Genomic DNA, 21,849 nt, shown 5'->3' on the forward strand with positions numbered 1-21,849 from the left:
GGTAGTAAAAAGGTGAGGAAGAAATGATTACGTGCACAAAAAGTTATTTAATTAATAATAGTAAAATCGTCGTCCTATTTATTGGGTGGTTATAGTGCAACATAATGAGGAGCAGAAATATTTTCGCACCAAAAGCAAGCATTGAAATTGTTGATGCGACAATTTGTGGCAGACTGAACCAATGGGGAGCGCTATAAGGCCATTGGCATGGGGCGCGTTCGCAGTTTGGCATTAGAAAGTGTCGCTTGCCAGAGGTGCGTGACTGAACTATCGGGCTTGGTAGTTATTTTGTGGGAGGCCGCAGGACCGGGATGGACTAGGAGGGAGGACGGAGAAAGAAACTGCGTCCCTCCCGACCCAGATTTCAGAGTTTGCCCCTGAGCGCTTTGGCGCTAACCCCAGCTTTAACGCAAAAAGACTTTATTCATAAAATGTGTCGCTGGATATGTGACCAAAGTTTGAACGACTGAGGGGAGTTCAAGAGGGCGCATCATCATTTTAATTGTCATGTGTGCACGAAGATTTTGACGAATTGTTGCGTTCATGGCCGCGTGAATAGCCTCCATTCGCGCGTTATCGTGGGTGTGTTGAGGCTCGCGAAATTTAAATACATGCCGTAACGCACAGGCGCTATCTTCCGTTTTCATTTCTAACGTCCGACGCCGTAGCGCCCCAAATATATGGCGTCTGCTGAGCGCTTCTTTTTGTCGTAAGCGGCGGAAATAACTAAAAAAATGTTTGTAATGGTTCACCTCGTCATTGGCAATACGCGTGGCTAAATCGCGCATGACCGGCTCTTGCGTGCTGCGGGCCAGCGCTTGATAAAAGGTGGCCGTACCGGTTTCAACGACACAGCGGGCGACCATCTCCAGCGCTTTGCTAGGCTCCAGAAGTTCGACTTTGCAGTAACCCGAATACTCTGCCAGGAAGTTATTATAGGCAAGTTGCCAATTGAACTCCGGCCATACATGGGCGATGTAGGTTTTCAGTGCGTTACCGTGTTGTAGTTCTTCAACCTCCCAATAGTGGGTCAGCCACTCGGTTATTTCTGGGTCGTCGTCATAATAAGCGATGAGATTTTGCGTGTATAAATCTGATCCGCTTTCGACAAACGATGCGCAGGCCGCCAAATAGAACAGATTTTCGTCCGGGCGAACCTTTGCGATATCGATTGCAGAAAAATCCAGGTCCTCAATACGCCAATGCGGAGCGCGATGTGATCCTGCATTGGAGACATTCTCGCGGTCGGTTGTCATGATTGGTCTTTCTAAATAGTCGACTTGTCAACAAACAGGAGTGTGAACATTTATAGTTACTATGATGAATTTTATAGTAACAATAATGCTTGCAGTGATGCAAGTAGGATGAACCCTGCGGGATTTGGTTCAAATTTAATAACATGAATGTTGGGAATCCCGAGGCGTCGTTATTCTCTACGCTGTGTTCTACCAAAGCCCTGGACGCTAAATGCGTAAAGTTCTGAGTCGTGCTAGGATAATTACACTGAGCTAAATTAGACCGAGAGGTAAGAATGCTTTCACCGGACAAGCAGTTTGAGGTCTTGAACTACAAGGGCTATACCATCGTGTCCCAGCCTACCCAAGGGCATGACGATCTTTGGCATGATGGGTATCAAATAATCAAAGGGGATACCGAAATCGCTAGCCGGCTTAATACGGAAAGCATCCACACAACACGGGATGCAGCACGCGATAGCAGTTTGGATTTCGCACGGATTGAGGTCGATAATTTAGTTGCGTTGGACGAATAATCAGCCAATCATGATCAGGCCCTAATTTCGGTAGATTTACGCTTATATACGGAGACGAGCATGAACAATGCCGCTTTTTTTGATCTGCGAGCAACCAGTATCTCGCACCGTGCGCCAACACCTGAACCCGCGGAAGAGCCGCCGATACCGGGGCCGGGGCCAACGCCGGATGAGGATCCGGTGCCCGACCACAACCCCAGCTGCAGATGAGCGTGGCTAAGGAGTAGTCGGCAGGTACTGGTGAAGTAATTAATCGTGAAGTAATAATACGCAACCCGTGTCCCCAATCGTACTAACCGTGTAACCGTGTAACCGTGGACTAAACGCGCACGGTTCTGGAAAAGGTAAGCTTCAGGTCACGTTCATCCTGCGTCAGGCCAACTTGAGCGCTTTGCTAATTTGGGTTTTGATACGACCGTTTTAGTTAATCCGGTGCGCCTGACCGAGTTTTTTCTCAAGTCGGTTTTGCACGCGTTCGAAGCAAATACTTAAACCCCAGTAAATTGCGGCAGCAGCGAGGTAAAGCGGTAGCGGACGAAAGGTGACGGCGATCACCTCCTTGGTTGCCAGCATTAGTTCGGTCACGGTGATGACCGAGACCAGTGACGTATCCTTAATTAAACTGATCAACGTATTGCTCATTGATGGCACGGCGATGCGGATCGCTTGCGGTATGACGATATAGCGCAAAGTCTGCCAGTAATTCAATCCGATGCTGTAACTTGCCGCCCATTGGCCTTTATCGACGCCGATGATGGCACCTCGCAAGCTTTCCGATAAATATGCTGAGGCATTCAGACTTAAGGCCAGAATACCTGCCGTAAGGGGCGAGAAATTAACGCCAATACTGGGCAAGCCATAATAAATCACAAAAATTTGCACCAGCAGCGGCGTGCCTCGGATCAGGCTGACGTACACGGTCGCGGGCCACTTGCAGAGGCGCGAAGGCAAAATCCTGGCGACCGCCAAAGGAAAACCTAGCACTAACCCACCGACCATGGAGGCGACGGCAAAAATCAGGGTGTAGCCAACGCCTTTGATCAAGGTTGGTAACGCCATTTGCAGTAAATCGAATATTTCCATAAGGTCTTTATTAAAAAATATCCCCGCACGAAAAATCGGGCGGGGATATTTGTCGCTGATGTGGCAACCATTTTAAAGCAGTAGGAGGCTGAAGGTACGCTAAAAGGTAGCATAACCCGCAATCGCTGATATGCGGAGTTGCTGCCATAATTTTACGCCATCTTACTTTGCGGTCGGCGGCTTACTGACATCAATACCGAACCACTTTATAGATACTTTCTTGAAGCTGCCATCCTTAAGGGTGTCTTCGATAGCCTTATCCAGCGCAGCCTGAAACTTGGGATTGCCTTTTTGAAACGGGATTCCGATCTTGTCGATAGAGCCAATAGGCGCACCGGCTTTCAAGGGCAATGCAGTATTTTTCAGCAAATAACCCACTAGCAAACTGTCATTTAACGCAGCGTCAATCCGACCATTGGCTAGATCAGATAAATATTCTGGTGAACCAGGATATGTTTTGACATCAATTCCGGGGACGCTTTTCGCTTTTTGTTCAAAGTTGGTACCCTGTCCCAAGCCAAGTTTCAGCCCTTTTAAATCTTCCAGACTGGTGAAGTTCCGCTTTTCATCTTTACGAATGATTAGCTGCGCGCTTGAAATGGTGTACGGCACTGAAAAATCGAATGCTTTTTTACGCTCATCGGTGATGCCGACCTGATTCAAAATGACATCGTATTTATTTGCACCAAGGCCAGCCAGAATGCCGCTCCACTCAGTGGTGGTGAATTCTGTTTTTACACCAAGTTTGGCAGCGATCAAATTTGCTACATCTACCTCAAAGCCAGTGAGCTGGCCGGTTTTAGGATCTTTAAAATTGAACGGCGGGTAATTCCCTTCCATTGCCACTTTTAAAATGCCACGGCTTTTAATGGTGTCCAGAAGGTCGGTCGCAAAAGCGCTGACGGTCACGCTGGAAATCAGCAGTGCGGCGGCCATTTTAGTTAATGTGGAGAATTTTGCTGTGGTCATGTGGGGCCTTTTGGTCTGAGGTGTTGAGTGAAGACTTATACCGACAAACTTATACGCTCGGGATGCAACAGGCATCGCACGGAACAAATTTGGCTGGCGAAAGGCTGGCGAAAGGCTGGCTAAAGTGCGCTGCGTTTTAAGCATCGTGTAAGTCGCTGTGCAGTAAGTCTTGTTGTTAAGGAAGTCTTGTTGTTAAAGCAGTGCATCTGCTATCTTAAGCCTTCCTTTCCGACCTTGGGAAGGAATGGTTTCGTTATTGGATAGTTGGTTGCCGTAGAAGCAGCGTTTTAAATCATTTCTTTTGTTGGGCTAGCTTCAATGTCAAACCTTCAAAAGCGTGATAAAGCGTCGCGACGTCAGGATTCCAGGATTGGACCGCGTCATATTGCCGCTTTACGGTCTCCATATCGCCTCGCGCTATCGGCCCGGTGAGTGCCGTTGCCGGACCAAGACGGAAGGCGTTCGCGGCGCTTTCTGACAGCAGTGGTTCAATCAGGCGCAGGGCGATCTCGGCCGGTAATCCAGCTTCCATATATGCCTGGCGGGCAACATCAATTAATGTCACCAGATAGTTGGAGGCAAATACGGCCGCCGCGTGATATACCGTTTTATTCTCGCGTGCGATGGTTACGCAATGCGCGCCGATCGTATCGAAGGCGGGGATAAGCATGGCCAGCGCAGCGGCGTCTCCTTCACTGCCGCAGTAAGTGCCGGCAAAGTCACCAGCGACCGCTTGCGGGTCTGCAAAGCTACGAATCGGATGAATGCTGGCGACGGATGCACCTTGTGCGGACGCAGAAGAAAGCGCTAAAGAGGATAGCGCACCACTACAATGGAAAACAATACTGCGCGCCGAAAGTTTGCCAGTGGCAGCAAGCGCTGTGCAGCATGCAATGATTTGATCGTCGCTGACGGCCAGCAGATATATATCGGCGTTACGTAACGCTGCATAGTTGGCGATGGCGTTGCCAGCGCCCATGAACGCGCAAGCGGCGCGCGCACTGTCATGCGAGCGATTTAGCACATCCAGCAATTGGAAGGTGCGATGCACGTTAAACAGTCGCCCTAAGGTTTTGCCGACCTTGCCGCAGCCAATGATGGTGAGGTTCCGTGCGGCGCTGTCATGGCTAACGGTTTGCCGGGCTAGAGTAGGAGTCTCGATGGCGTTATCTGCATTGCCTGCATCAACGCCATCGTTACTTTGGCCTAGTTCCCCAACTGTTCCAATGCTTCCTGCTGTTCCAGCCATTCCGCCTCCAGTTGTGCCAGTTCCTTGGCGTAGAACGCCTGGTCGGTCAACAGTGTTGTGAGTTCTTTCTTTTTATCTTTGTCATACACTTCCGGATTAGCCAGATGCGTATCGACGGTCGCTTTTTGGGCATTGCGTTTGGCTAACTGTTCGTCCAGACGTTTGATCCGCGACTCAATCGGCTTCCTCAGCGTTGCCAGTTTTTGACGGGCATCGGCGTCCAGACGCTTTTGTTCGCGGCGGTCTGCATTGTCGACAGGCGCGGCAGCGGGCGCTACGGCACTCAAAACTTTTGCTGTCTCTTTGGCTTTTGGCAGTCCGGTATCCTTACCGTTGTTTTTGGCCGCGAGCTTGGTCTTGAATAGCCAATCCTTGTAGTCGTCCAGATCGCCGTCGAACGGCTCAACTTTACCATCGGCGACGATGATGAACTGGTCGGTGGTAGCGCGTAACAAATGACGATCATGCGATACCAGTACTAGCGTGCCCTCAAACTGCGCCAGCGCCATGGTTAATGCTTCGCGGGTTTCGAGGTCCAAATGGTTGGTTGGCTCATCCAGCAGCAACAGGTTAGGGCGTTGCCACACGATCAGTGCCAATGCCAGCCGGGCTTTTTCGCCGCCGGAAAAAGGGGCGATGGAACTGGTCACCATCGGGCCATTGAAGTTAAAGCTGCCAAGGAAGTTGCGCAGCTCTTGCTCACGCGTAGTTGGCGCGATTTTGGCCAGATGCCACAGCGGTGACTCGTCGTGGCGCAACATTTCTACCTGGTGCTGGGCGAAGTAACCAATGGACAAGCCTTTACCGAACTGAGCGTCACCGCTCAGAGGTTTTAGCTCTTCGGCAATGGTCTTGATAAAGGTAGATTTACCGGCGCCGTTGACACCCAGCAAGCCGATGCGTTGACCGATTTGCAGAGAAAAGTTAATTCCGGCGATGATGACCTTTTCGGTGACATCGTGGCTGGTTGCGCTTTCGATCCGATAACCGGCGCTTACGTCTTCCATCGTCAATAACGGATTAGGCGCGCTCAGTGGCTCGCGGAATTCAAAAGAAAATTCGGCAGCGGCGCGCAGCGGTGCCAGCTCTTCCATCTTGGCAAGTGCTTTCATCCGGCTTTGGGCCTGACGGGCTTTACTGGCCTGCGCTTTAAAGCGGCTAATAAACGATTCCAGATGCGCGCGTTGGCGGGTTTGCTTTTCTAGCGCACCGGCGGCGAGGATCATTTGCGCCGCACGCTGACGTTCAAACGATGAATAGTTGCCGGTATAGCGTTTTAGTTTGCGTTCATCGATATGCACGATCACATTGACCACGCCGTCAAGGAAATCGCGATCATGTGAAATGATGATCAGCGTACCGGCGTAACGCTTGAGCCAGTCTTCCAGCCAGATAATCGCGTCCAGATCCAAATGGTTGGTCGGCTCATCGAGCAGCAACAAATCAGAGGGACACATCAGCGCCTGCGCCAGATTTAAACGCATGCGCCAGCCGCCGGAGAAGCTGGCGACCGGTTCTTGCATCTGGGCCATTGAGAAGCCAAGGCCGGTCAATAACTGCTCGGCACGGGAGCGCACCGTGTACGCATCGGCGTCAGCCAGCGCGCTGTAGAGATCGCCGATCAGCGTGCCGTTAGCGGCGCTTTCCGGTTCACTTTCCAAAAAGGCTAGTTCTTCTTCGAGGCGGCGCAGCGTGACATCGCCATCGATTGCGTATTCCAGCGCCGGGCGGTCAAGGGCGGGGGTTTCCTGCGCGACATACGCCATGCGCCATTTGGTCGGGAAATCGATTTCACCGGCATCAGCGTGAAGCTCGCCGCGCAATAAGCCGAAAAGGCTGGATTTGCCCGCCCCGTTGGCGCCGATCAAACCGATTTTGTCACCCGGATTGAGCGTGATATCGACTTTGTCGAGCAACGGCTTGATGCCGCGCATCATTGAAACTTGTAGAAAACGTATCATGAAAAGTGTTTATTTGATATGCGTTAAAGGAAGCAAAAAGTCGCGATATTCTGTTATCTAAAGGATAAATCCTCGAATAAAAACCAGAATAACCTCAAGAACCAGTTGTCAATATTCACTGTAAGGTGATTATCAGACACCAAAGGTTGATTGAATCTTCAGTAAATCACTGTGAGTCCTCTATTAACGCTGTAATTTCGTCGTTTTTGCAACGGAATAAGCGCTAATCGACCCAACGTGCTACTTTCAGCGCGCTTCCCTAAAAAAGAAAGCGCCTATGATAAGGCGCTTTCTATCAATTCGCCTAAATTCTGGCAGCGTTTTGTTGTTATGGGAGCTGATCGGCTGTTAATAAAAATACCATGTCATCGCCAGCACTGGTCGACACCCATGTCATTTCCATCCCTGGGAAGGCGGCTTCGGCGTATGCACGCTCGTTACCGATCTCCACAATCAACACACCATTTTTGGTCAGGCGCTGTTTGGCACCAGCCACGATTGTACGCACTAAATCCATCCCATCCATACCACCCGCTAAAGCAATGTGCGGTTCAGCCAAATACTCCCTTGGCAGTTTGTTCATTGATCCGGTATTGACGTAAGGTGGATTGGTGATAATTAAATCATATTTTTTATTCGGGACGTTGGTATACAGATCGGATTCTATCAGCGTTATCCGGTCATTCAGTTCGTAGTCGTCCACGTTACGTCGCGCCACCGCCAATGCATCAGCAGAAATATCGGCGGTATCGACATGCGCATTGCCAAAGGCATCGGCCAGCATGATCGGCAAGCAACCAGAACCGGTACATAGCTCCAGGATATTGGTGACCGCTGCAGGATTTTGTACCCACGGCGAGAAGAAATCGGGAATTAATTCGGCGATAAACGAGCGCGGTACGATGACGCGTTCATCGACATAAAAGCGATAATCGCCGAGCCAGGCTTCCTGCGTAATGTAGGCGGCTGGAACGCGGTCGATACTACGACGCTCGATCACGCGCAATACGGCGGCAATTTCATGCTGCAATAAATGCGCATCAAAAAACGGTTCGATTTTATCCAGCGGCAGTTTTAAGGTATGCAGGATAAGGTAGGCGGCTTCGTCCAGAGCGGTGCTGCTGCCATGGCCGAAGAATAGCCCTTCGGTATTGAAACGAGTGACTGCAAAGCGCAGCAAATCGCGGATGGTAGAAAAAGTATTATGCATCATGTATCGATTTATAGTTGTTACAAGAACATACTAACAGGGAAGTCTGTATTGTCCGGACTGTGATTCCTACTCGCTGATCAGGGTAATAAATGTTCTAGGGTCTTGCGATAAATGTTCTTTAGCGGATCGATGAACCGCACTTCAATGTGCTCATCGATTTTATGAATACTGCCATTTGGTGGCCCGAATTCAATGACTTGCGGGCAGATTTGCGCAATAAAGCGCCCGTCCGACGTGCCACCGGTCGTCGATAATTCGGTTTCTATGCCAGTTTCTGCCTTGATGGCCGATGCTAATGCGGCGCTTAGTGTGCCACGCGGCGTCAAAAATGGGCGACCGCCGATGGTCCATGCAAGTGTGTAATCGAGGGCATGTTTATCGAGAATCGCATGGACGCGTTGCTGCAGGCTTTCTACCGTGCTGGCAGTCGAGAACCGAAAATTAAAGTCGATGATGACCTCGCCCGGTATCACGTTGGAAGCACCGGCTCCCCCGTGCATATTGGACATCTGCCATGACGTTGGCAAATAATAATCATTAGCTTCGTCCCATTTCTCGGCGACCAGTTCGGTCAGCGCAGGTACCGCCAGATGCAAAGGGTTTTTTGCCAGATGCGGATAGGCGATGTGGCCTTGCACGCCTTTAACGATGAGTTTTCCGGACATGGTTCCGCGTCGGCCATTTTTGATCATGTCGCCCAGTTCACCACTGGAGGTCGGCTCGCCGACGATACAATAATCCAGCTGCTCGCCGCGCGCTTTTAGCTTCTCGCAAACGATCACCGTGCCGTCCGTGGCTGGACCTTCTTCGTCGCTGGTAATCAAAAATCCGATCGAGCCGGAATGGTTGGGATTTGCCAGGGTAAATTCTTCAACCGCCACTACCATCGCAGCAATGGAGGTTTTCATGTCGGCCGCACCGCGTCCATATAATTTGCCGTCGCGATGGCTAGGCAAAAAAGGATCCGATTGCCATTGATCACGTGGCCCGGTCGGTACCACGTCGGTGTGACCGGCAAATACCAGTAACGGTTGCGTTGTGCCTTTGCGCGCCCATAGATTGGTGACATCACCGGACTGGATGGTCTCGCAAATAAAGCCGAGCGGAGATAACAGTTCGATCAAACGATCCTGGCATCCTTTGTCCTGAGGCGTCACGGACGACAGGGATATCAATTCTTCTGCGAGCGCGAGGGTTTTGCTGACGACGTTATTTGACATAATTATTGATTAAAAATCTGTTGATAAAGCGCGTCGGAAAAACCGACATAGGTGTTCTTACCAGTGAATAAGACGGGTCGCTTGATCACGGAAGGGAACTCGATCATCAATGGTGTTGCGCTGCTGCCGTCGGTGACGCTTGCACGGCGATGATCCGATAGCGTACGCCAGATTGTACCTTTGCGGTTGACCAGTACATCCCAGGCAATATCTGCAAGCCAGATATTGATCAGTTCCGGGCTAACGCCGTCTTTTTTGAAATTATGAAACGTATAAGCGATCTCTTGATCTTCAAGCCAGGTACGTGCTTTTTTGACTGTATCGCAATTTGGAATGCCGTATAAAGTTATTGCCATGCTTGATCAGATTCTTTGTATGGGATGAGTCGTTTAAATTAATGATTTAACTGCCGGCATGGTGACTTGTCGATCAGCTTACACCTATAGATTCGAAAAAGAAAACCCAGAGCGTTGTCGTTACAGCGCTACAGCGCCAATTCGAATGAGTTAAACCGGTTGCTACCGGTTGTAACTGCATTTATAGGTCAAGCGTGAACTCCGTGTAAGTAGCACTTTGGCTTTTTTCCGGCACTGGTGCAGCACTGGCTCGGTTAACCACAGGCGCACTATTACTGATCAGCCAATATAAATTGGTGGGGGAATCGGCTTGAGAAAGCGCTTCGTCTTCGCTAATGATACCTTCTTCGATCAACTGCATGAGCGCTTGCTCAAATGTCTGCGAACCTGGTGCCATGCTCCTTTCCATCGCATCTTTGATGAGGCTGATTTTCCCCTCTTCCATTAGCTCTGAGATATGCCGTGTATTGAGCATGATTTCGACCGCGGGCGCACGTTTGTCGTCGATGGTATTGACTAGCCTTTGTGAGACGATGGCGGTAAGTGTTGACGACAAATCTTCCAGTAGCGTAGTGCGACTCTCTGGGGGGAAAAAGCTGATCACGCGATTTAAGGCACGGTAACTATTGTTCGCATGTAACGTTGATACGACCAGATGGCCGGATTGGGCGTAGGCAAGGGCGGCAGACATGGTTTCTTTATCGCGAATCTCGCCGATCAAAATGCAATCGGGTGCCTGTCGCAACGCATTTTTTAACGCTACGCCAAGATTGTCGGTATCAATCCCTAACTCGCGCTGATTGATGATTGAGCGTTCGTTTTTGAATAAAAATTCAATCGGATCTTCCAGTGTCAGAATATGTCCGGCCTGCGTTTTGTTGCGATAATCCAGCAGCGACGCAATGGTGGTCGATTTGCCGGAACCGCAAGCGCCAACAACCAGTAATAAGCCGCGTTTGCGGTTAATCAACTCTGTGAGGATCGGTGGCAGGCCAAGCGTATTAAACGCCGGAATGTCGAACGGGATATAACGAATAACCGCTGAAATATTGCCGCGTTGTTTGAATACCGATAACCGAAAACTACCGACGCCGGTAACAGGCAAGCCCATATTGAGTTCGCTGTCACGTTCGAGTTCTTGCATGCGCGCGATGGGAACGACTTCGTTTAACAATAAAAGAATGGTCGCCTTATCCATTTTTTGCTGATTGATCGGCAGCAGTTGGCCTTTAATTTTTAAATGGATTACAGAGTTGATGGTCAGGAACATGTCCGACGCTTCTTTTTCCTGCATCAGGCGAAACAAGCGATCCATTGCCATGACAATTCCTTAAGGGGGAAATACGACCAACAGATTTAGCGACGGAACCAACGTAAAGTTGATTCCGTCGATTTTTTTAAGCGTCGCGGAGCAGTTCGTTGATAGCTGTTTTTGCGCGGGTTTTTGCGTCTACGCGCTTGACAATTACTGCGCAGTACAGGCTGTATTTTCCATCGGCGGATGGTAGATTGCCTGATACGACAACCGAGCCCGATGGAATACGACCATAAGTGACTTCGCCGGTAGCGCGGTCGTAGATTTTGGTCGACTGGCCGATATACACGCCCATTGAGATTACTGAGTTTTCTTCGACCACGACGCCTTCAACGATTTCTGAGCGCGCACCGATGAAGCAATTGTCTTCAATAATAGTCGGGTTGGCTTGCATCGGCTCCAATACGCCACCAATGCCAACTCCGCCGGACAAGTGAACGTTCTTACCGATTTGGGCGCATGAACCGACTGTCGCCCATGCATCGACCATCGTGCCTTCATCGACATACGCGCCGATGTTAACAAAAGATGGCATCAATACTACGTTTTTGCCAATGAAACTACCGTGACGGGCCACTGCTGGCGGGACCACGCGAAAGCCGCCTTTAGCGAAATCGTCCGCGGTGTAATTGGCGAATTTGGTAGGAACTTTGTCGTAGAACTGCATGTTCTCGCCGGCTGGCATCGGCATGTTGTCTTCCAGGCGGAACGACAGCAGGACTGCCTTTTTGATCCACTGGTTGACGACCCAGTTACCTTCTACTTTTTGGGCGACGCGCAATGTGCCTTGATTCAGTTCAGCGATGACCTTGGCGACTGCTTCACGCAAGTCCTTGGGCGCTGTTTTTGGTAAAAACTCAGTACGTTGTTCCCAAGCCTGGTCGATAAATTGTTCTAATGATTGAGTCATGATATGTATCGCTTAAAAGTTAGAGTCCTGCGTTATCAAATCGCCCCAGCGACGTTATGTTGCCTACCTCTCTAGCGTATTGTCTTCGCTAGCAAGGTAAGACCGTGCCGGGACGATTTTGCGTAAGTCCTATTTATTACACACCTTTGTGTGAAAATTTCGTGTTTGGCTCAGACCCTTATCGATGAAGCCAGAGGCACTTATCTTGGGGTCCAACCGGTATTGGGGAGCGTTCTGTAGCGGTTCCTGATTGCAGCTTAATTGTGTTTTTAATTTTTTAATCCGCGCACGAACCGAACAATTCGCTGTGCGGCTTCCAGGCACTCAGTTACTTCGGCCACCAGTGCCATCCGGATACGTTGCTGTCCCGGGTTGGTGCCATGTGCATCGCGTGCAAGATAGCTTCCCGGTAAGACCGTGACATTATATTCTGCATATAGTCGCTTGGCGAAGTCTACATCCGAAAGCGTGGTGTATTTATCGACTTTTGCCCATAAATAAAACCCGGCGTCGGGTAGCGCTACGTCCAAAACCTCTTGAAGTACTGGCGTAACTTGCTGAAATTTAGTAATGTACTTGGCGCGATTTTCTGCTACGTGCGTTTCATCGCTCCAGGCGGCGATGGACGCCGACTGTACGGACGGGCTCATTGCAGCGCCGTGGTAGGTGCGATATAGCAGGAATTTCTTCAGGACGGCGGCGTCCCCGGCGACAAAGCCTGAGCGCATACCTGGAACGTTAGAGCGCTTGGACAAGCTGGAAAACGTGATCAGGCGCGGGAAGTCATGGCGACCAAGACGATAAGCCGCTTCCAGGCTGCCCAGAGGCGCTTCAGGTTTAAAATAAATCTCCGAGTAGCACTCGTCGGCGGCAATCACAAAACCGTAGCGGTCCGATAACGCAAATAACTCTTTCCAGTCATCGAGTGTCAGTACCGCCCCCGTAGGATTGCCCGGCGAGCATAAATACAGCAACTTCACGCGCGCCCATACATCTTCAGGAACGCTGCCGTAATCCGGCGCAAAATTGCGATCTGGGTCCGAATTGACAAAATATGGCTGTGCTCCGGATAAATACGCCGCGCCTTCATAAATTTGATAAAACGGATTAGGGCACATCACCAGTGCGGAGCGATCCGACGGGTCGACCACGGTTTGTGCGAGCGCAAATAGCGCTTCCCGCGAGCCACTGACGGGCAGTATCTGGGTAGTTGCGTCCAATGCCGGTAAGCTGTACCGCCTCTCCAGCCAGCCTGCTATCGCCTTTCGCAGCGCTTCACTCCCGGCGGTGCTGGGATAACTTGCAAGACCGTCCAGGTTGTCTGCTAATGCTTGTTTGATAAACGCAGGCGTAGGATGCTTAGGCTCGCCGATACCAAGACTAATGGGTTTATACGCCGCATTCGGAGTTACGTCGGAGAAGAGCATCCGCAGTTTTTCAAACGGATAGGGTTGCAGCTGGTCTAAAAGTGGGTTCACGGGGTTTTAATTAACAAAATAAAAGAATCGAAAGGCTAAACGCGTATTTTGGCATTATATACATAAGTGCTGTACGAGCACTTTTTAGTATGTTTGGCGCAGGAGTGCGTTACCGGGTGTCCCTTAACTGGGAATATACGGTAAAAACTTCAAATTTTATTGTTTAATTGATAGTAATAAACCGTTGGCCGTCAACATTGTTTTTTATTGTTGTCTGCTGTCAAACATACTTTATTGATATGTTTGACTCTCCGTCTCAACAGCGGACTAGCTGAATGATATGATGCCAATCTCTTGCGAGGGGTTTTTCTCGCTTCATGCATTTTGAGTTCGGCGGAATTATACTCGCCGACGTTGATAAGAATAGTCGATAACGTGCGTTTAACATCCATTAAATTAGCCGGATTCAAATCTTTTGTTGATCCCACCAATTTTCAGGTCCCTGGCCAGCTGGTTGGGGTGGTAGGGCCTAATGGTTGCGGAAAATCGAACATTATCGATGCCGTGCGCTGGGTATTAGGCGAGTCCAAGGCCTCTGAGTTACGCGGCGAGTCTATGCAGGATGTTATTTTCAATGGTTCCTCCCATCGCAAGCCCGCTGGTCGCTCATCGGTAGAATTAGTTTTTGATAACGGGATGGGTAAAGCTAGCGGTCAATGGGGGCAATACGCCGAAATTGCGGTCAAGCGCACACTCACACGGGACGGCACCTCCACCTATTACATCAACAATCAATCGGTACGTCGCCGCGATATTCAAGATATTTTCATGGGCACCGGTTTGGGACCCCGCGCTTACGCGATCATCGGCCAAGGGATGATTTCGCGCATTATTGAAGCGCGCCCTGAAGAGTTGCGTATTTTTCTGGAAGAGGCGGCGGGGGTCTCTAAGTATAAAGAACGTCGTCGTGAAACCGAAAATCGGCTGAACGACACACGTGACAATCTATTACGTGTGGAAGATATTCTGCGCGAGTTGAATGCCAATCTGGAAAAGCTGGAAGCGCAGGCCGCAGTGGCGCACAAGTTCCATGCATTGCAAGGCGATCAGGAAGAAAAACAAAAATTATTATGGTTATTGCGCAAAAACGAAGCCAAGGCCGAGCAGGAAAAATTCTTCCGCGAGATTGAAAAAGCACAGACCGATCTGGAAGAGCAAACCGCCAAACTGCGCCATGTTGAATTAGAGCTTGAGCACATGCGGCAGTCGCATTATGCCGCTGGCGACCGGATGCATCAGGCGCAGGGCCATCTGTATCAGACCAACTCTGAAATTGGTAGTCTGGAAGCGCAAATCAAGTTTGTTATCGAGTCGCGCAATCGACTGCAATCGCAGTTGAACTCATTGACTGCGCAACGCGATCAGTGGCAGCGCCAAAGTACCCAGCATCAGGATGATTTATCAGAAGCCGAGATCCATCTTGAAGAGTTGGGCGCTCGGGTGGAACAGTCTCAGATTGCGGCGCAGCAACACGGCGATCACGTGCCCGCGCTTGAGCAATCCTGGCGTGAAGCGCAATTGAAAACCACCGAATCCCGCGCTGGAATAATGCAGTTCCAGCAGCAGATAGAGCTGGAATCGGCACATCAGCGTAATGCCTCCAATATTCTGAATGGCTTGGCAGGACGTCGCGAGCGCCTCTCTCAAGAAAAAAATGGCTTAAATCTGCCAGACACCACGCATTTGACTAATCTCAAGATGCAGCTTGAAGAAAAGCAGGCCGGGCTGGAAGAAGCTGGCATGCAGCTGGAAGAATCCCAGGAGCAACAACCGCGTCTGGAAGAGGAACGGCGCACTGCGCAGCAACAGGTCAATACTGAAACCACAAACAACGCCCAGCTCGAGGCGCGCTTAAGTGCGCTCAAGCAGTTGCAGGAAAGCGTGCAGAGTCAGGGCAAAGTACAGCCGTGGTTGCAAAAACACGAACTGGCAGAATTGCCGCGTCTGTGGCAAAAGTTGCACATTGATCAAGGCTGGGAAACCGCGCTGGAGTCGGTATTACGCGAGCGTACATCGGCGCTGGAGATGTCCAATCTCGATTGGGCCAAAGGTTTCTTTAATGATGCGCCACCGGGAAAACTGGCGTTGTTTACGCCGAACGGCATCGCTGCAGAGAGCAGTAGTCCTGCTCCAGCCGGGTTCAAGCCATTTCTCAATTTAATGCAACTCAATGATCCGGGTTTGCGCGCCTTAATGCAGGACTGGTTGCACAATGTATTTGTCGCCGACGATACCGTAACGGCATTTGCGGATCGGAACAAGCTTCCGGTGGGCGCTTGTTTTGTGACGCGCCAAGGACATGTCATCAGCAAGACTAGCGTTCGTTTTTATGCCTCTGACTCGGAGCAAGACGGCATGCTGGCGCGCCAGCAGGAGATCGAAAATATCACCAAGCAGTTGCGTGCCCAGCAAATGCTGGCCGATGAGGCGCGTTCACGCTCCGTACGTGCGGAGGCGGCGTTAACCCAGGCAACCCAGCGCTTGCAAGAGCTACGGCAGCGCCATAACGGCCTGACGCAAGCGGTGCATGGCTTGCAGATAGACGTGATGAAGCTTTCCGAATTGCAAGAACGCTTTAATCAGCGTAGCGCGCAAATCGCGGGCGATCTGGCGGAAATCGCGGCGCAAGAAAACGAGCAGCAACAAGTGAAGATGGAGTCGGAAGCCAAGTTTGAGCAACTTGATGCAGAGTTAGGCGAACTCCAGGAAAGACACGAAGACGGTCAAACCGACTATCTCAATAAAGAACAGCAACTTAACGATGCGCGCCAACGCTTGCGTGAGCTGGAGCGTAATGCGCAAGAAACCGAATACGCGGAAAAATCGCATCGGAACAAGATCGAAGAACTCAAGCGCAGCATCTCCACCGCGCTGGAGCAGGCGGCACAGTTATTTGCCAACATGCAGCAAGGGCATCTGGAGCTAGAGAGTCTGGACGATCAGGCCGCACAAACCGGGCTGCAGGATTTGCTCGACAAACGCACCGATCAAGAGCGGGCATTGGCAGATGCACGCCATGAACTGGATCAGGTATCGCAAAACTTGCGGCAGCACGAGGATACCCGCACGCAGGCTGAGCGCAGTTTGCAACCGCAGCGCGACCGCATCATGGAAGTGCAGTTAAAAGAACAGGCTGCACGTCTGAGTCAGGAACAATACGCGCAGCAACTGGTTGAGTTTGGCGCCGACGAAGTCGCGTTGACGGAAAAATTGCACGACGATATGCGGCCCTCTTATTTGCAGGGAGAAGTTACCCGGCTGACCAATGCAATCGCGGGTCTGGGTGCAGTCAATCTGGCAGCGTTGGATGAATTGGCGCAAGCTTCCGAGCGCAAGAATTTCCTTGATGCGCAAAATGCCGATTTGACCGAAGCGATCAACACGCTACAAGACGCGATACATAAGATAGACATTGAAACACGTGAGCTATTGCAGGATACGTTTGATCGGGTGAATGGCCACTTCGCAGAGTTGTTCCCGATATTGTTTGGCGGTGGTCAAGCTAAATTGATCATGACCGGCGACGAGATTCTTGATTCGGGCGTACAAGTCATGGCTCAGCCGCCGGGCAAGAAAAACGCCACCATTCATTTGCTTTCCGGTGGAGAAAAAGCGTTGACAGCGACCGCGTTGGTGTTCTCGATGTTCCAGTTGAACCCTGCACCATTTTGTTTGCTGGATGAGGTTGATGCGCCTTTAGATGATGCCAATACCGAACGTTTTTGCAATATGGTTAAACGCATGTCGGAGCATACCCAGTTTCTATTCATTTCCCATAACAAGATTGCGATGGAAATGGCGAACCAACTGATTGGCGTGACGATGCAAGAGCAGGGCGTATCGCGGATTGTGGCAGTTGATATGGAGTCGGCGCGCGGCTTTGCGACCGCTGCATAAGGGGTTCGGAATGTTTATGCAGTGAGGAAGATAATATCAAGTTGTCAAATATTGTCACGTACTACTACTTTCGGACCGGTCAAATTTATGGACATCTACCCGTCCAGCAAAAGTGCTGAATCTAATGTACTTGATAACTATCGGGAACGTTGAGGGGGTTCGCGGGTCTGAATAAATGATTAAGAAGTTGCATTATGTCCAACTTGTGACCGCCGCTCCATCCGTTCAGGATTGGCCGAGGGCGCGATACTGATTTATTTTTTAAGGTGAGGGTAAAGGGCTGTAACGCGAAATTAAGGAAATTATCCGATAACAGTAGGTATTTTTCTTACAATTATCGATAATGACGGGTTGCAGTATCTGATTGCGATCACCAATGGCATTACCTTGGCGTCGGAGGCGTTGCTTGAGGCCGTAGCTATAAACCCGAATCGGGATGTTACGGTGAAGCACGTTGTAACGTTATTTTCGGTGGCTTGCGTGGCCTGATGCAGCATGCCGGTATAAGGCGCGGTGTATATACGGTAATTTTGGTTTTTCGTTGCAGGTAGCGCGACTAAAGTACGCTAAGTTTTTGTTTTTTTGATGACTATGCAGTCATTGATATTGTCGCTGACTTGCCGGTTTGGCTTTCGGCTCCGGTAGCGCGTAGTACGATGATTTACTCTCCATTTCACTATTTTTTGCGTGTACCCGAGCACCCAATTGTGTGCCGGTATGATCGCTTTAAGGCCTTATTAGCATGACCGATCTGCAAACTAGTTTGTTCGTTGTCGGCGGCGCCATCATCGTTGGCGTAGTCTCCTATAATAAATGGCAAGAACACAAAGCCAAAAAGAGCGTCGAGCGGGCTTTTTCCACCTCGCATGAAGATGTTTTGATGACCCCGCAGACGCCCTCGACCGAGGGGGTGGAGCGGCCAGAACGTCATGAGCCGGTATTATTCGAACCAGAAACACCGTCCGACAGTGTAACGGCGTCCGAGGTTACGCAGGACAATACGGCATTGTCAGACGAGCAACATGCGATTGAACCGCAAGGCGCAGAGTCGGCGGTACCTCTAGTTACTCCGGAACAGGCACCAATAACGGCGCCCATGCCGCCACAACCCGAGTTGCCGGTCGATGGGCTGATTGATTGCGTGATTCCGTTAGCGTTGGAAGCGTCAGTTCGCGGTGATAAAATTTTGCCCACTTTACAAAATTTGCGTTACGTCGGCAATAAGCCCGTCAACTTTATCGGTGAAGATGCACACGGCGGATTTGAGCCGATTGCGCACGGCGGTATTTATAAGTCTTTGATGGCCGGTGTGCAAATGGCCAATCGTAGCAACCCATTGAATGAAATTGAATATTCTGAACTGGTCATTGGCCTGCGTCAGATTTGCGACGATGTGGGCGCGGAGCCGGATTTTCCGGATATGACAGAAGTAATGCAAGGTGCACGCGCGCTGCATCAATTTGTGGTGGAGCATGACGCGCAACTTGGCGTAAACATTCAATCGAAAGGCGCGCCATGGGCAGTCAGCACGCTCATGTCGGCGTTGACGCGACAAGGATTTGACGCCCTTCCAGAGGGGCGTCTGATTATGTCGGATGGTGACGGCGGCGTCCTGTTCTCGCTATCGATTAACGCGAGTGCTACAAGCGAAACCACAGCGCGTCTGACCTTACTGCTGGATGTCCCTCGCGTGGCGCAATCGCGTGACGGATACGGTGCGATGGTTGCATGTGCCCGTTCGCTCGCATCGCGTTTAGGCGGTGTGGTCGTTGATGATAGTAATCAGCCGCTAGCAGACGCCCATTTGACCGAGATCGCAGGACAAGTCGATGCATTCTATCTCGACATGGAAAATGCCGAAATACAGGCTGGCTCACTACGCGCTTTGCGCCTGTTTAGTTAGAACCTTTGCTCAGAGACTCGTAACCTCCCATTAAGAGTTACACGCTTCGGCTTGTAGCTCTTTTTTTCGTTCTGGGTTTGTACTCGCTCCATATAACTGCTGTGTCAACCGACTTGGAAAATGGTCTTTCGGGTTTCGCCCCCTACCGACTACTACCCCGTTTTGTAAATAAAATTTGTGCTTCCTCAAAATCTCCGCTATCTATCGATGTTTCCATCGACTTTTCGGCATTGATCGGCAGTGCAGTATGACCAAGTCCACCACGCCACAGCATGGGCCGGTTATACCAAAAGTACCAAAAGCTAATCCCCATTTTCGCAGCATTGACCGCGCACCGTATGAGATTGGGTTTCTGCACAAAGCTATTGCTGACGCCGTTTCCTCCCATACGTTAATCACCTGATCAGGCACTGAAAGCCGGAGCTATCGCCAATCATGCAGACAACGCGCAAGAATTTATATCCCGCGGACTGGAAGCGATTGATGAGGTCCTGCCCATTGCCGCGTTTAATACCGAATGTAGGGTCGGTGGCAGGACCGTTTCCGCCACAGGTAAAATTATCCGGCACCTGACGGTCGAGGCCCAACTGATGCGCTCCATGGGCGACTTGATGACCGACACCGTAGCGACCCACCAAAAAAGGTGCAGGCAATAACTGAGGCCACACCCGATTAGCATCCACTGAGCATTAACCGTCTCGGTGACTAACCAATCCCACTAATTCCGCAATACCTGATAAGAAATTTGATTGATACTTCAAACGTCAATACGTCCTGGTACGATTTGTTTCAGCCCCGACATGGATAACCGGGCTACTCCCACCAGAGAAAATTCTTGGGGCCAATCGACGATGCGGGAGATCGGCACTTGCAGTCTTGCTGTCCTATTGATATAGTAATTTACTAACAAAATGCGTTAGTTCAACTAAAAACCCAAGAATCAGGAGACGAGATATGGCGAAACTTTTTGTGACTTACCAGCAACCGGTGGATGTTAATGCTTTTAATACCCATTATTATGAAAAACATGTGCCACTAGTTAAAGCCATTCCCGGCTTGCGTAGCTATGAACTGTCCGAAGGCGAGGTACACGTAGTTGCAGGTAAACCAGGTGTTTTTCTAATTGCAACACTAGAGTTTGATTCGGTTGCCGCTATTCAGGCAGGACTTGGGTCACCTTTGGGACAGGCAGCAGCGGGAGACTTGGCAAACTTCGCGGGTGCCGGCGTGGAGTTGCTGATGAGTGAAACCAGGATGCTTTAATCTGTTTGCTTCCTCTGATCAATGGTTGGACAATTGATCAGGGGGACATCCCCCTTTGCGTAAGGAAATCAGCGGCACAAACATTACTGTTTTTTAGCGAGTGATGAGGCTTGATTTGTCGAAATTCTATTTATTTCGGGGTGAATTGCCAATATCGCAACATATGAATTTTTGAGTAATTTACCTATTAAGCGGTATCCTTTCGCGGCATTGGCGGTCTGGGATCGGTTGTAGGATAAAATGTCGTTACTGATGCACAATTTTGGTGGGTACGGCGAGGGTATCAATGTAGGTCTGTCAGCAAGTTCTGTCGCCACTTTTGCAGCCTCATAGGCATCCGCCGATGCAGCCTGTTACCGTCTGGTTGTCAGATTAATAAGCGCGGCTTATGCAGGCTCGCGCTTTTTTAATGGTGCGCTGTGGTTTGTCTTCGCCTGCAATTAAATCAGAATTTATAATTTTATCGCATCTTAATCATTATGTTATTCGGTAACGTCAACATTTGCACTGTTGTCCCCGGCATTGATCGCTCACATCACTTTCTGATATCAATCGCCGATATTCATTACCAGCCATTTAGCGAGAAGCACCGTGACTTACAGCATTAAAGAAATTTTCTACACCCTGCAAGGCGAAGGTACTCATGCCGGGCGCCCTGCGGTATTTTGCCGCTTTAGCGGGTGCAATTTATGGACCGGTCGTGAAGAGGACCGGAGTACAGCGGTTTGCCAGTTCTGCGATACCGATTTTGTCGGCACGGATGGCGAGGGCGGTGGCAAGTTTAAAAGCGCGGATGCGCTGGCTAACACCATCAATGCGCTATGGCCGGAGACCTATGCCGCCAGCAAATTTGTCGTATTCACTGGCGGCGAGCCTTTGCTGCAATTAGACACGGCATTGATCGACAGCATGCACGCGGCTGGATTTGAAATTGCGATTGAAACCAATGGAACGATCGATGTGCCGGCGGGCGTTGACTGGATTTGCGTCAGTCCCAAAATGGGTTCGGTACTTAAAGTCAAAAAGGGAAATGAGCTTAAACTCGTTATTCCTCAATTAGGACAATCGCTGGCGACATATGAAATGCTTGATTTCGATCATTTCTATTTGCAGGCAATGGACGGACCGCTATTAGCCGATAATCTGGAGCGCGCGATTGCGACTTGCAAGCGTAACCCAAGGTGGAAGTTGAGCTTGCAGACGCATAAACTTCTACAAATTCCTTAACTATTTCTAAAGCCTTACGACGCAGCTATCGCGA

18 protein-coding genes are annotated in these 21,849 nt (G+C 50.2%); 6 read left to right on the forward strand and 12 right to left on the reverse strand.

Annotated features, from left to right (window positions below; translation table 11 throughout):
- Positions 1-404 precede the first annotated feature (404 nt).
- The gene (locus HAV38_RS03970) at positions 405-1,256 is read right to left on the reverse strand and encodes a ferritin-like domain-containing protein (RefSeq protein ID WP_168052607.1); all 852 of its coding nucleotides are present in this window, start codon (positions 1,254-1,256) and stop codon (positions 405-407) included.
- Positions 1,257-1,531: 275 nt separating this feature from the next.
- On the opposite strand from HAV38_RS03970, the gene HAV38_RS03975 reads away from it, so the two are divergent.
- On the forward strand, positions 1,532-1,771 hold the full coding sequence (locus HAV38_RS03975; protein WP_168052609.1) for a hypothetical protein: 240 nt from the start codon (positions 1,532-1,534) through the stop codon (positions 1,769-1,771).
- Positions 1,772-2,191: 420 nt separating this feature from the next.
- Here HAV38_RS03975 and HAV38_RS03980 read toward each other — a convergent pair whose 3' ends face one another.
- From HAV38_RS03980 to dapC, 10 genes are all read right to left on the reverse strand, one after another.
- On the reverse strand, positions 2,192-2,854 hold the full coding sequence (locus HAV38_RS03980; RefSeq protein WP_168052611.1) for an amino acid ABC transporter permease: 663 nt from the start codon (positions 2,852-2,854) through the stop codon (positions 2,192-2,194).
- 162 nt (positions 2,855-3,016) lie between these two features.
- Positions 3,017-3,823, reverse strand: coding sequence for a cystine ABC transporter substrate-binding protein (locus HAV38_RS03985; RefSeq protein ID WP_168052613.1), 807 nt, complete (start codon positions 3,821-3,823; stop codon positions 3,017-3,019).
- A gap of 292 nt (positions 3,824-4,115) precedes the next feature.
- Positions 4,116-5,072 carry a Rossmann-like and DUF2520 domain-containing protein gene (locus HAV38_RS03990; RefSeq protein ID WP_168052615.1) on the reverse strand — a complete coding sequence of 319 codons (957 nt, stop codon included), beginning with the start codon at positions 5,070-5,072 and terminating at the stop codon, positions 4,116-4,118.
- Positions 5,030-7,033 carry an ATP-binding cassette domain-containing protein gene (locus HAV38_RS03995; RefSeq protein WP_245182183.1) on the reverse strand — a complete coding sequence of 668 codons (2,004 nt, stop codon included), beginning with the start codon at positions 7,031-7,033 and terminating at the stop codon, positions 5,030-5,032. The genes HAV38_RS03990 and HAV38_RS03995 overlap by 43 nt, the downstream gene beginning before the upstream one ends.
- Before the next feature lie 328 nt (positions 7,034-7,361).
- Positions 7,362-8,246, reverse strand: coding sequence for a 50S ribosomal protein L3 N(5)-glutamine methyltransferase (gene prmB / locus HAV38_RS04000; protein WP_168052617.1), 885 nt, complete (start codon positions 8,244-8,246; stop codon positions 7,362-7,364).
- Between the two features lie 77 nt (positions 8,247-8,323).
- Positions 8,324-9,466, reverse strand: coding sequence for a succinyl-diaminopimelate desuccinylase (gene dapE / locus HAV38_RS04005; RefSeq protein WP_168052619.1), 1,143 nt, complete (start codon positions 9,464-9,466; stop codon positions 8,324-8,326).
- A gap of 2 nt (positions 9,467-9,468) precedes the next feature.
- Entirely contained in the window at positions 9,469-9,822 is a 354-nt protein-coding gene (locus tag HAV38_RS04010) for an ArsC family reductase (protein WP_168052621.1), read from the reverse strand.
- 181 nt (positions 9,823-10,003) lie between these two features.
- Positions 10,004-11,143, reverse strand: a complete 1,140-nt coding sequence (locus HAV38_RS04015; RefSeq protein ID WP_168052623.1) for a PilT/PilU family type 4a pilus ATPase — start codon at positions 11,141-11,143, stop codon at positions 10,004-10,006.
- A 76-nt stretch (positions 11,144-11,219) separates the two neighbouring features.
- Positions 11,220-12,047 carry a 2,3,4,5-tetrahydropyridine-2,6-dicarboxylate N-succinyltransferase gene (gene dapD / locus HAV38_RS04020; protein WP_168052625.1) on the reverse strand — a complete coding sequence of 276 codons (828 nt, stop codon included), beginning with the start codon at positions 12,045-12,047 and terminating at the stop codon, positions 11,220-11,222.
- A gap of 269 nt (positions 12,048-12,316) precedes the next feature.
- Positions 12,317-13,525, reverse strand: a complete 1,209-nt coding sequence (dapC, locus tag HAV38_RS04025) for a succinyldiaminopimelate transaminase (RefSeq protein ID WP_168052627.1) — start codon at positions 13,523-13,525, stop codon at positions 12,317-12,319.
- 375 nt (positions 13,526-13,900) lie between these two features.
- Here dapC and smc point away from each other — a divergent pair, with 375 nt between their 5' ends.
- From smc to HAV38_RS04040, 3 genes are all read left to right on the forward strand, one after another.
- Complete coding sequence (gene smc, locus HAV38_RS04030; protein WP_168052629.1) at positions 13,901-17,422, forward strand: chromosome segregation protein SMC; 3,522 nt, start codon at positions 13,901-13,903, stop codon at positions 17,420-17,422.
- A gap of 742 nt (positions 17,423-18,164) precedes the next feature.
- Positions 18,165-19,325 (forward strand): cell division protein ZipA C-terminal FtsZ-binding domain-containing protein, encoded by a 1,161-nt coding sequence (locus HAV38_RS04035; protein ID WP_168052631.1) that lies wholly within the window; start codon positions 18,165-18,167, stop codon positions 19,323-19,325.
- A 247-nt stretch (positions 19,326-19,572) separates the two neighbouring features.
- On the forward strand, positions 19,573-19,728 hold the full coding sequence (locus HAV38_RS04040) for a hypothetical protein (RefSeq protein WP_168052633.1): 156 nt from the start codon (positions 19,573-19,575) through the stop codon (positions 19,726-19,728).
- On the opposite strand, the gene HAV38_RS04045 is transcribed toward HAV38_RS04040, so the two are convergent.
- Positions 19,721-20,008 carry a hypothetical protein gene (locus HAV38_RS04045; protein ID WP_168052635.1) on the reverse strand — a complete coding sequence of 96 codons (288 nt, stop codon included), beginning with the start codon at positions 20,006-20,008 and terminating at the stop codon, positions 19,721-19,723. The two genes, HAV38_RS04040 and HAV38_RS04045, sit on opposite strands and share 8 nt — an antisense overlap.
- Before the next feature lie 271 nt (positions 20,009-20,279).
- Between HAV38_RS04045 and HAV38_RS04050 the strand changes: the two genes are divergently transcribed.
- Both HAV38_RS04050 and queE read left to right on the forward strand, forming a co-directional pair.
- Positions 20,280-20,588: an EthD family reductase gene (locus tag HAV38_RS04050; RefSeq protein WP_168052637.1), complete on the forward strand. Its 309-nt coding sequence runs from the start codon at positions 20,280-20,282 to the stop codon at positions 20,586-20,588.
- Positions 20,589-21,179: 591 nt separating this feature from the next.
- Positions 21,180-21,815 (forward strand): 7-carboxy-7-deazaguanine synthase, encoded by a 636-nt coding sequence (gene queE / locus HAV38_RS04055; RefSeq protein WP_168052639.1) that lies wholly within the window; start codon positions 21,180-21,182, stop codon positions 21,813-21,815.
- Positions 21,816-21,849 lie beyond the last annotated feature (34 nt).

Origin of the sequence: Glaciimonas immobilis (assembly GCF_011947285.1) — a bacterium.
Lineage (GTDB): Bacteria > Pseudomonadota > Gammaproteobacteria > Burkholderiales > Burkholderiaceae_D > Glaciimonas > Glaciimonas immobilis.

Coding starts and splice junctions, on each gene's coding strand:
- HAV38_RS03980 (WP_168052611.1), bottom strand. CDS start 2,854: ATGGAAATATTCGATTTACTGCAAATGGCGTTACCAACCTTGATCAAA.
- prmB (WP_168052617.1), bottom strand. CDS start 8,246: ATGATGCATAATACTTTTTCTACCATCCGCGATTTGCTGCGCTTTGCA.
- HAV38_RS03985 (WP_168052613.1), bottom strand. CDS start 3,823: ATGACCACAGCAAAATTCTCCACATTAACTAAAATGGCCGCCGCACTG.
- dapD (WP_168052625.1), bottom strand. CDS start 12,047: ATGACTCAATCATTAGAACAATTTATCGACCAGGCTTGGGAACAACGT.
- HAV38_RS03995 (WP_245182183.1), bottom strand. CDS start 7,033: ATGATACGTTTTCTACAAGTTTCAATGATGCGCGGCATCAAGCCGTTG.
- HAV38_RS04035 (WP_168052631.1), top strand. CDS start 18,165: ATGACCGATCTGCAAACTAGTTTGTTCGTTGTCGGCGGCGCCATCATC.
- HAV38_RS03970 (WP_168052607.1), bottom strand. CDS start 1,256: ATGACAACCGACCGCGAGAATGTCTCCAATGCAGGATCACATCGCGCT.
- HAV38_RS03990 (WP_168052615.1), bottom strand. CDS start 5,072: ATGGCTGGAACAGCAGGAAGCATTGGAACAGTTGGGGAACTAGGCCAA.
- HAV38_RS04050 (WP_168052637.1), top strand. CDS start 20,280: ATGGCGAAACTTTTTGTGACTTACCAGCAACCGGTGGATGTTAATGCT.
- HAV38_RS04010 (WP_168052621.1), bottom strand. CDS start 9,822: ATGGCAATAACTTTATACGGCATTCCAAATTGCGATACAGTCAAAAAA.
- dapE (WP_168052619.1), bottom strand. CDS start 9,466: ATGTCAAATAACGTCGTCAGCAAAACCCTCGCGCTCGCAGAAGAATTG.
- HAV38_RS03975 (WP_168052609.1), top strand. CDS start 1,532: ATGCTTTCACCGGACAAGCAGTTTGAGGTCTTGAACTACAAGGGCTAT.
- HAV38_RS04040 (WP_168052633.1), top strand. CDS start 19,573: ATGACCAAGTCCACCACGCCACAGCATGGGCCGGTTATACCAAAAGTA.
- HAV38_RS04015 (WP_168052623.1), bottom strand. CDS start 11,143: ATGGCAATGGATCGCTTGTTTCGCCTGATGCAGGAAAAAGAAGCGTCG.